This window comes from Rhodococcus sp. P4_C10, assembly GCF_056402135.1.
Map to the genome: position 1 here is coordinate 1 of NZ_JBFUHZ010000072.1, position 10,204 is coordinate 10,204.

A 10,204-nucleotide genomic window follows, 5' to 3' on the forward strand; every position below is an offset into this window, starting at 1 on the left:
CGCCGCCGCCGACCACCACGACGCCACCCACCACCACCAAGCCGCCCACGACGACCGCCAAGCCCCCGACGGGCAACGGGCCGAGCGTGAGCGCCGACCGGACCAGCGGACTCAGCGCCGCCGGCGACACGATCACCGTCACGGGCCGCGGCTTCTCGACCTCCGGGCCGGGTCTCTACATCGGTGTCGCCCAGATGAACCGGTTCTCGGTCACCGACGCCTCGGTCTTCCAGGACGCGAAGTTCATCAAGCCGTCCGACATGCCGGGCGGATCCTGGTCGGCAAAGCTCAACGTCTCGTCCACGTTCGCCGGCAGCGACTGCATCGCCAACGCCTGCGCCGTCTACACCCTGGCCGCCCACGGGTCGTCCGACCGCAGCCAGGACACCGTCACCCGCATCAGCTTCGGCGGCGGCACGGCGGGACCAAGCACACCCGCCGGACCCGGGACCCCCGAAACCCCGGCAGGACCCGACGCACCGGCCGGGCCCGGTACCCCAGGAGCACCCGGAACCCCGGGATCACCCGACGCACCCGCCGGTCCCGGCACCCCCGCGGGAGGCAGTCCCGGAACCGGCGGCGGCACGGTGACCTCCAACCCCAACCTGTCGGTGACGCTGTCGAAGGGCACCGACCTCGCGCCGGCCGGCGAGACCGTCACCATTTCCGGTTCCGGACTCTCCGGAGCGGCACCCGGCCTCTACGTCGGCCTCGTCCAGGACAACCGATTCTCCGCCACCGACGCGTCGGCGTGGATGACGACCGCCTTCCTCGAGCCGGAGTCGATCTCCGGCGGCAACTGGTCCACGACCATGGAACTCCCCTCTGTCGTGGGCGACTTCGACTGCATGAGCAACACCTGCTCGATCTACACCGTCGCCGCACACGGCTCGAGTGACCGCAGCCAGGACTCCCGAACCCCGGTGAGCTTCGCCGGCGGCGTCGCGCCGGACACGACCGGCAAGCTGGCGGTCAATCCCGCATCCAACAACACGGCGGGCGGGGCAAAGGTGGGCACGGCGGTGTAGACGAAGGGCAAAGTGGGAGCGGGAAACACCGTGGCAGTCACCCTGTCGAAGTCGAGCGGCCTCAAGGTCGACGGCGACACCATCACCATCTCGGGCACCGGGTTCTCCAGCAGCGGCCCCGGCATCTACGCCGGCCTGATCCAGGACGACAAGTTCTCCACCACCGACGCGGGGGCCTGGATGACCACGGCGTTCATCACGCCGAACAAGATCGTCGACGGCGCCTGGTCCACCACCATGGACGTGATGGCCGTCAAGGGCGACTCCGACTGCACCAAGAACGCCTGTTCCGTCTACACCATTGCCGCGCACGGCTCGAGTGACCGCAGCCAGGACAGCCAGACGCCGGTCACCTTCGGCGACGACCCGGCAGGCGCAAAGGAGGCCGCACTGGCCGCGGCCGCGGCCGACGGAACCTCGGCGTCGGGCGGCTCCGACTCCGACTCCCCCGCCGCGCTCCGCAGTCTCTCCAGCACGTTCACGGAGGGCACCGCCTGGATCGCACCGCTCCTGATCGGGGGCGGCGTCGGAGCCGCGATCGCCGTGGCAACGACGTTCGCAATGCGCCGCCGGAGTTCCTGACTGCCCGTTCGCACACGACCGACCGACGGCCGGGTACTCGCGCGCCCAAATCTGCCGTGACCTGCAGATTTATGCCCACGAATTGCCGTCGAACGTAGTGAGATCTGTCCAGTTCATCCCTGGACAAACCATCAGAATTTAGGTTAGCTTTTCCTAACTCTCACCCCGTCAGCTGGTGCCGTCACGGCGGCTCACACAAGAAAGCAGGAACATGCGCACGTTCAACAAGGCAGCGACCGCGGCCGTTGCCGCCACGATCGCGTGGACGATGTCCGCCGGCGTCGCAGGAGCGTTCACCACCCCGTTCGGCGACATCGACACCGGATCGCTGGGCAGCGTCGGTTCCAGCGCCCCGGAGCCCGAAGGCCCGGGGACCGGGGATCCGGCACCGGCAGTGACGCTGTCGAAGTCCACCGACCTCACCGCCGCCGGCGACACCGTCACCGTCTCGGGCACGGGCTTCTCCGGCGCCGGATCGGGCCTCTACGTCGGCCTCATCCAGGACAGCAAGTACTCCGCCACCGACTCGACCGCGTGGATGACCACCAAGTGGCTCAAGCCCGCCGACATCACTGCCGGCGCCTGGACCGCCACCATCGAAGTCGCCGCCGCCGTCAACGGCTCGGACTGCCTCGCCAACACCTGCTCGATCTACACCGTCGCCGCGCACGGCTCCGCCGACCGCACCCAGGACACCAAGACCCCGGTCACCTTCAAGGCACCCGTCGTCGTACCCGTCGGACCGGCAGTGACGCTGTCGAAGGCCACCGACGTCGCCGCGGCCGGCGAGACCATCACCGTCTCGGGCACCGGCTTCTCCGGCACCGGCCCGGGCATCTACGTCGGCCTCGTCCAGGACAGCAAGTACTCCGTCACCGACGCCGGCGCCTGGATGACGACCGCATTCATCCGTCCGACCCAGATCGTCGGCGGCGCATGGACCGCCACCGTCGACGCCGCCGCCGTCAACGGCTCGGACTGCCTCGCCAACACCTGCTCGATCTACACCGTCGCCGCCCACGGCTCCGCCGACCGCACCCAGGACACCAAGACCCCGGTGAGCTTCGCGGCACCCGCGGTCACGGCGGCTGGTGCTCCCCAGAGCCAGACCGTCACCAGCATCAGTTCCATCGTCAGCAAGAGCCTGCCGGTCGCTCCGGTGCTGGCCTGGCTGTGACGTCGCACCTGAACTGAAACCGCTCCACCACCAGGGTCTGGCCTTCGCTCTCCGGAGCGGAGGCCAGACCTGTTTGACGCCGTCGCGGGCGCACGGGCGCAGACTGGACGGGAGGGGAACGGTGCGGATGGAGCGGACCACGTGTTGCGTAGTGGGCGGGGGTCCCGCCGGGATGGTCCTCGGGCTGCTGCTCGCGCGGTGCGGGGTGCCGGTCACGGTCCTCGAGAAGCACGGCGACTTTCTCCGTGATTTCCGTGGTGACACCGTGCATCCCTCGACGCTGTCGCTGCTGGACGATCTCGGCCTCGGCGAGCGGTTTGCGCGGCTGCCCCAGCGTCACGTGCACACGGTCCAGTTGCCCATCGGCCGGGACGGGACGCGGCTCACCGTCGGCCGTTTCGACACGCTGCCCGGCCGGTACAAGTACATCGCGATGGTGCCCCAGTGGGACCTGCTGAACCTGCTCGCGGACGAGGGACGCAACGAACTCGACTTCGACCTGCGGATGAGCACCGAGGCGACCTCGTTCCTCCGCGAGGACGGGCGGGTCGCCGGCGTCCGGTACCGCACGCCGGACGGCACCGTCGGCGAACTGCGTGCCGCGCTCACCGTCGCGTGCGACGGCCGCGGCTCGCTGGCGCGGCAACTTCCCGAACTGCGACTGCGGCAGTTCCGCTGCCCCATGGACGCCTGGTGGTTCCGGCTGCCGCGCTCACCGCAGGACGCGGAGGGACTCGTCGGCAACGCCGGAGACCGCTTCCTCACCGCGATGATCGACCGCGGCGACTACTGGCAGTGCGCCGTCATGATCCCCAAGGGCACGGACGCCGAGCGACGGGCCGCCGGACTCGACCGGTTCCTGGGCCAGTTCGCGGACACCGCACCCTGGCTCGGCAAGCGCGTGCACGCGCTGCGGTCCTGGGACCAGGTGCAACTCCTCGACGTGCGGCTCGACCGGCTACGGCACTGGCACCTGCCGGGACTGCTGTGCATCGGGGACGCGGCGCACGCGATGTCGCCGATCTTCGGCATCGGCATCAACCTGGCCGTCGAGGACGCGGTCGCCGCCGCCCGGCATCTCGCCGCGCCCCTGATGACGGGCAGGGTCACCTCGGGGGACCTGCGCCGGGTCCAGCGCCGCCGCTGGCCGACCGCCGCCGCGACGCAGGCGCTGCAGCGCCTCGCGCACGCCAAGGTCATCTCGCCGGTGCTGGCGGGGACCGTCTCCGCGGACGGCGCACGGACTGCGCCGCGGGTGGTGCGGGCGATCATGGCGACCCCCGGCCTGTCGCGGCTGCCCGGCTACTTCTTCGCCTACGGCGCGGTGCGCGAACGCCCGCCGGCCGCGGCCCGGCGCTGACCAGGCAGCTCCGCTGGTCTCGCGTTTGACGGGTCCGAGGACATCCGCGCACGGGCGGCGCAGCCGCCTACGCCTCCTGCGCGGCCTTCTCTGCGGCCTGCGCCTGCGCGACCTCTTCGGGGGTGAACCGGATGAACAGCGCGACGACGGCGGCCAGCGCGGCGAAGATCGCGCAGCCGAGCAGCGCGAAGGTGTAGCCCGAGCTCAGCGCGTCGAGCTGGTCCGGCGTCATGTCGGCCGCCGGGCCCGAGATGCCGCCCAGCGAGAGGGTCCGCGAGGTGGCCATCGCGCCGACGATCGCCAACCCGATCGGGCCGAACAGCACCTGCGCCACCTGGGCGATCGCGGCGAGCGGGCCGATCTCGTGCTGCCCGACCCCGGCGATCGCGCACAGCGGCAGCGGCACGACGGCCAGGCCGACGCCGAAGCCGATCACCACGACCAGCGCGAACATGTCCTGCATGTAGCTCGACGAGGAGTCCAGCGTGGAGCCGTACAACAGCCCCAGCGCGGTGATAACGGTGCCGGTCACCACCAGCCAGCGCGGCTGGATCCGCACCGCCAGCTTGGACGCCACGAAGGCCGCCGCGCCGAGCCCGAACGCGAACGGCACGAACGCCAGGCCGGCGCGCAGCGGGGTGAAGTCGAGGATGTCCTGTACGAACAGCGCGACGAAGGGCGCCAGGCTGAACATCACCGCGCCGACGAGGGCGATCGCCGCGAACGTCGCGACCCGGTCCCGGTTGCGGAACAGCGAGAACGGCAGCAGCGGGTTCTCGGCCCGGCGCTCGACGACGAGGAACGCCGCCAGCAGCGCGGCTCCGCCGACCAGTGCGACGATCACCGCGGGACTCGCCCAGCCCAGCTCGGCGCCCTCGGTGAACCCGAACACGATGCCGGTGCAGCCCAGGGTCGCGAGGATCGCGCCGGGGACGTCCAGGCGCAGTCGCTCGGCGCTGGTCTCCACCAGCGAGCCGAACGCCAGCCCCATGATCAGCAGCCCGATCGGCACGTTGATCAGGAAGATCCACCGCCAGGACACCTCGGTCAGCGCCCCGCCGACGATCAGGCCGGTGACCGACCCGATCCCGGTCATCGCCGCGAAGATGGCGATCGCCTGGTTGCGCACGGGTCCCGGCGCGAACGTCGTCGCGACCAGGGCCAGCGCGGTGGGCGAGGCGATCGCGGCGCCGACGCCCTGCAGGGCGCGCGCGGCGATCAGGGTGAACTCCCCCACCGCGATCCCGCAGAACAGCGAGGCCAGGGTGAACAGCGCGACACCGCCGATGAAGACCCGTTTGCGCCCGAATGCGTCGCCGAGCCGGCCGCCGAGCAGCATCAGGCCGCCGTAGGTCAGCGCGTACGAGGTGATCACCCAGTTCCGACCGGAATCGCTCAGGATGAGGTCGTCCTGGATGCGGGCCAGGGCCAGGGAGGCGACGGTGCCGTCGAGCACCATCATGAGCTGCATGCCGCCGAGGACGACTATGGCCAGCCCGAAGGCCCTCGTCGTCACGGGGTACTTCACTGCGGTGGTTTCAGGCACGGACGATCACGTTACCCAGCGTCAACAGAAAAGCCCGCCACCGGCCCGATGACAATGATCGCCGGCGGCCGGATCTCCTCCTCGCGGACCCGGGCCGCGACGGTCGCCAGGTCGGCGCGCAGCACCCGCTGCGAGCGGGTGGTGCCCTCCTGCACCACGGTGACCGGCGTCTCGGCGGGCCGGCCGCCCGCCATCAGCACGTCCGCGAACTTCTCGATCCGCTCGACGGCCATCAGCAGCACCAGGGTGCCCTTGAGCCGGGCCAGCGCCGACCAGTCGGTGAGCGAGTCCGGGTGGTCCGGCGCGACGTGTCCGCTGACCACCACGAACTCGTGGGTGACGCCGCGGTGGGTGACGGGGATGCCGGCCGCGGACGGCACCGAGATGGCGCTGGTGATGCCGGGCACCACGGTGACCGGGACCCCGGCCGCCGCGCAGGCCTCGAGCTCCTCGAAGCCGCGGCCGAAGACGTACGGGTCGCCGCCCTTGAGCCGGACCACGAACTTGCCGGCCTTGGCGTTGTCGATCAGCGCTGCGTTGATGGCCTCCTGCGCCATCGCCCGGCCGTACGGGATCTTCGCGGCGTCGATGACCTCGACCTGCGGGCCGAGTTCGGCCAGCAGCTCCGGCGGGGCCAGCCGGTCCGCGACCACCACGTCGGCGCGGGCCAGCAGCCGCCGGCCGCGGACGGTGATCAGGTCCGGGTCGCCGGGGCCGCCGCCGACCAGCGCGACGCCCGCGACGTGCGGCTCGGCGTCGTCGGAGATCGAACCCGACTGCAGCGCGTCGACGATCGCGGTGCGCACCGCGGCCGAGCGCCGGTGCCGACCGCCGGCGAGCACGCCCACCTCGAGGCCGTCGAACGTCGCGGTGGCCGGGGTGACGGCGGTGCCGTTGCGGGCGCTGTCGGCACGCACGCAGAAGATCCGGCGGCGCTCCGCCTCGGCGACGACGGCGGCGTTGGTCTCCGGCTCGTCGGTGCACGCGATGGCGTACCAGGCGCCGTCCAGGTCGCCGTCCGCGTAGTCGCGCAGCTCGACGGTGATCTGGCCGCCGGTGGCCATCCCCTCGACCGCCGGGGTGACGGCCCGGCTGACCACGTGCACCCGCGCGCCGGACGCGACGAGCAGTCCGAGTCGACGCTGGGCGACGGTGCCGCCGCCGACGACCACCACCCGACGGTCGGTCAGGTTGAGTCCAACCAGGTAGTTGGGCTCGTCAGCGGCCGCTGCAGGCACTTCGGTCTCCTTCACAGGGGTAGGTCTCGTAGGTCACCAGACATTACGGGCCACCGCCACGGTCACGCCATTTCTGGCGCGCTTGGGCACCAGCAGGTCGCCGCCGCCCGAACCGAGCACCGCGGCGGCCTCCGCGACGCTGGGGGTGCCGACCGCGTCCGCGACCCGGCCCGACGGGGTGGGCACCTCGACCGCCTCGAGCTCGTCGGCGGTGAAGCCGAGCACCGGCACCCCGAGCTCGGCGGCCGCGACGGCGATCGACGACTCCGTGGCCTTGCGCTCGAGCGTCGCCAGTGCGTAGAGGTCCTGCGGGTCGTCGATCACCTCGCTGATCGCGGCGAGCACCTCGTCCGGGTCCATCCCGTCCCGGACGCCGATTCCTACCACCAGATCACCCATGAGATACCTCGAATTCTGTTGCTGCGGCCACGAATCGGCGCACCGACCGCGGACTTCCGGCCGGGTGCGTGTGCAGGTACGACGCGTGCACGCCGCCGCCGGCGAAGCCCTCCCGGGTCGACGCCCCCGCGGCCCGCCAGCCCCAGGCGGGCGTCCAGCCGTCCACCTCGGTGACGTCGAGACGGGTGCGGTGGAACTCGTGGCCGGTCACCCGGGCACCGGCCTCGAGCAGCACGGAGTCCCCCAGCGCCACCGCGTCGCGGTAGCCGAGGGTCAGCTTCGTGCCGAACTGGGCGTCGACCCCGATGACCCCGGCCATCGGGTGCCCGTCGAGCCGCCGGGCCAGGTAGAGCAGGCCCGCGCACTCGGCGTGGATCGGCATCCCGCGCCGGGCCAGTTCGCGCACCGAGGTCAGCAGCTCCGCGTTCGCGGCGAGCTGCGGCGCGTGCTCCTCCGGGAAGCCGCCAGGCAGCACCAGCGCCGCGGTGCCGGCGGGCAGCTGCTCGACGGTGGGGTCGAACACCCGCACCCGTGCGCCGGCGGCCTCGAGCAGCTCGCGGTGCTCGGCGTAGCCGAAGGTGAAGGCCGCGCCGCCCGCCACCGCCACCACCGGTGCGGCGGGGCCGGGCCCGCCCACCTCGGTGACGGCGTCCCAGGCCGGGCCGGGCGCCCCCGCGCGGGCCAGCGCGCGAACGGCGGCGAGGTCCACGTGCCGGGCGATCAGCTCCGTCATCGCGGCCACCGCGTCGGTGGCCGCGTCGCCGTGTTCGACGGCGGTGATCAGCCCGAGGTGACGGGACGGGACGGCGAGCTCGGCGAGCCGCGGGACCGCGCCGAGCACCGGCACCCCGACCCGCTCGCAGGCCTGCCGCAGCACCTGTTCGTGCCGCTCGCTGCCGACCCGGTTGAGGATCACCCCGCCGATCCGCACGCCGGCGTCGAAGGTCGCGAAGCCGTGCAGCGTCGCGGCCAGCGACTGGCTGTGGCCGCGGGCGTCGACCACCAGCACCACCGGCGCCCCCAGCAGGGTGGCCACCTGCGCGGTGGACCCCTCGGCGGCCCCGTCGGGCGCGACGTCGGAGATCTTGCCGTCGAACAGGCCCATCACGCCCTCGACGACGGCGATGTCGCAGCCGGCGCTGCCGTGCCGGTACAGCGGGCCGATCCGGTCGGCGCCCACCAGCACTGGGTCCAGGTTCCGGCCGACCCGGCCCGCGGCCAGGCCGTGGTAGCCGGGGTCGATGTAGTCCGGGCCGACCTTGAACGGCGCCACCCGGTCCCCGGCGGCGCGCAGTGCACCGATCAGACCAGTTGCCACCGTGGTCTTTCCGCTGCCCGATGCCGGGGCCGCGATCACGACTGCGGGTGTGGTGACACTCCTCGTCGCTCCGCTCGGCTCTACCATTCGATACCGCGCTGGCCCTTGCGGCCGGCGTCCATCGGGTGCTTGACCTTCGTCATCTCGGTGACCAGGTCGGCGGCGTCGATCAGCGCCTGCGGCGCGTCCCGGCCGGTGATCACGACGTGCTGGTTGCCGGGCCGGTCCCGCAGCACCCGCACCACCTCGTCGACGTCCACCCAGCCCCACTTGAGCGGGTAGGTGAACTCGTCGAGGACGTAGAAACGGTGCTCCTCGTTGGCAATTCGCCGGGCGATCTCCTGCCAGCCCTCCAGCGCGATCTGCGCGTGGTCCTCGTCGCTGCCCTTCTTCCGGGTCCACGACCAGCCCTCGCCCATCTTGTGCCACTGCACGGGGCCGCCGACGCCGGTGGCGGTGTGCAGGTCGCCGAGCGCGCGGAACGCGGCCTCCTCGCCGACCTTCCACTTGGCGCTCTTGACGAACTGGAACACCCCGATGTCGAAGCCCTGGTTCCAGGCGCGCAACGCCATCCCGAACGCGGCGGTCGACTTCCCCTTGCCGGGCCCGGTGTGCACGGCCAGCACCGGCGCGTTGCGGCGCTGCCGGGTGGTCAGACCGTCGTCGGGGACGTTCTCGGGAAGCGGGACTCCCTTGGGCATCGTGACGACTCCTTCTCTTCCGGCCGAACTCAGGCCGCGAACTTGGACGTGCCGGCGCGCACCACGCCGGCCACCTGCTCTGCCGACAGCTCGTCGAGCCGGACGTACGCGCCGCGCAGCGCCGTCGCGAGCTCGCGGGCCAGCCCGAGCCGGATCATCCCGGACTCGCAGTCGACGACCACCGAGGCGACCGACGCGTCGGCGAGCAGGCCGGCGGCGACCTTCGCCCGCTGGACCGGGTCGACGCCGCCGGTGGCGCGGCCGTCGGTCAGCGCCACCACCAGCGCGCGTCGTTGCGGGTCCCGAACCTTCTCCCGGAGGACGACCCTGCGGGCCTCCAGGAATCCCTGCGCCAGCGGGGTCTTGCCGCCGGTGCGCAACGACGCCAGCCGCCGGACCGCGACGTCCACCGACGAGGTGGGCGGCAGCACCAGCTCCGCGGAGCTGCCGCGGACGGTGATCACGGCGACCTTGTCGCGGCGTTGGTAGGCGTCGCGCAGCAGCGAGACGATGGCGCCGGTGACCGCGGAGAGCCGGTCCCGGGCGGCCATCGAGCCCGACGCGTCGACCACGAAGAGCACCAGGTTTCCCTCGCGGCCCTCACGGTGTGCACCCCGGATGTCACTGGGCGCCAACTTCATTCGGCCCGCCGTCCGGCCACGCACCACCTGGTGCTCAGCGGCGGCGAACAGGGTGCCGACCAGGTGCAGCCCGTGCCCGCGCTCGGCGGTGGAGCGGACGGTGCGGCCCTGCGGGGACCGCGACCGGGAGCGGCGGCCGGGCGCGCCCTCGCCGACGCCGGGGATCTGCAGCAGCCGGGCGCGGAACTGGGCCGACGGCGCGCCGGCCTGCCGC

Annotated in this window: 10 protein-coding genes; 4 read left to right on the forward strand and 6 right to left on the reverse strand. The window is 72.3% G+C overall.

The genetic code is table 11. From position 1 onward, the window contains the following. The 4 genes from AC1DWC_RS26105 to AC1DWC_RS26120 form a co-directional block, all read left to right on the forward strand. A partial coding sequence (locus tag AC1DWC_RS26105) for an IPT/TIG domain-containing protein (protein WP_477912721.1) occupies positions 1 to 1,028 on the forward strand: 1,028 nt, incomplete at its 5' end. Positions 1,029 to 1,058: 30 nt separating this feature from the next. Further along, positions 1,059 to 1,610 (forward strand): hypothetical protein, encoded by a 552-nt coding sequence (locus AC1DWC_RS26110; RefSeq protein ID WP_477912722.1) that lies wholly within the window; start codon positions 1,059 to 1,061, stop codon positions 1,608 to 1,610. A 211-nt stretch (positions 1,611 to 1,821) separates the two neighbouring features. Then, positions 1,822 to 2,787: a hypothetical protein gene (locus tag AC1DWC_RS26115; protein WP_477912724.1), complete on the forward strand. Its 966-nt coding sequence runs from the start codon at positions 1,822 to 1,824 to the stop codon at positions 2,785 to 2,787. Between the two features lie 127 nt (positions 2,788 to 2,914). Next, entirely contained in the window at positions 2,915 to 4,147 is a 1,233-nt protein-coding gene (locus tag AC1DWC_RS26120) for an FAD-dependent oxidoreductase (RefSeq protein WP_477912726.1), read from the forward strand. A gap of 67 nt (positions 4,148 to 4,214) precedes the next feature. On the opposite strand, the gene AC1DWC_RS26125 is transcribed toward AC1DWC_RS26120, so the two are convergent. The 6 genes from AC1DWC_RS26125 to AC1DWC_RS26150 all read right to left on the reverse strand — a co-directional run. Continuing rightward, a complete protein-coding gene (locus AC1DWC_RS26125) occupies positions 4,215 to 5,618 on the reverse strand; it encodes an MFS transporter (RefSeq protein WP_477912735.1) in 1,404 nt (467 codons plus the stop codon). 86 nt (positions 5,619 to 5,704) lie between these two features. Next, a complete protein-coding gene (cobA, locus tag AC1DWC_RS26130) occupies positions 5,705 to 6,931 on the reverse strand; it encodes a uroporphyrinogen-III C-methyltransferase (RefSeq protein ID WP_072846388.1) in 1,227 nt (408 codons plus the stop codon). A gap of 33 nt (positions 6,932 to 6,964) precedes the next feature. After that, on the reverse strand, positions 6,965 to 7,330 hold the full coding sequence (locus AC1DWC_RS26135; RefSeq protein WP_477912728.1) for a cobalamin biosynthesis protein: 366 nt from the start codon (positions 7,328 to 7,330) through the stop codon (positions 6,965 to 6,967). Further along, positions 7,323 to 8,735: a cobyrinate a,c-diamide synthase gene (locus AC1DWC_RS26140; RefSeq protein ID WP_477912730.1), complete on the reverse strand. Its 1,413-nt coding sequence runs from the start codon at positions 8,733 to 8,735 to the stop codon at positions 7,323 to 7,325. The genes AC1DWC_RS26135 and AC1DWC_RS26140 overlap by 8 nt, the downstream gene beginning before the upstream one ends. Further along, on the reverse strand, positions 8,729 to 9,349 hold the full coding sequence (cobO, locus tag AC1DWC_RS26145) for a cob(I)yrinic acid a,c-diamide adenosyltransferase (RefSeq protein ID WP_072846358.1): 621 nt from the start codon (positions 9,347 to 9,349) through the stop codon (positions 8,729 to 8,731). Before cobO ends, AC1DWC_RS26140 begins: the two co-directional genes overlap by 7 nt. 29 nt (positions 9,350 to 9,378) lie before the next feature. Further along, on the reverse strand, positions 9,379 to 10,204 hold an 826-nt coding region (locus AC1DWC_RS26150; RefSeq protein ID WP_477912733.1), incomplete at its 5' end, for a vWA domain-containing protein.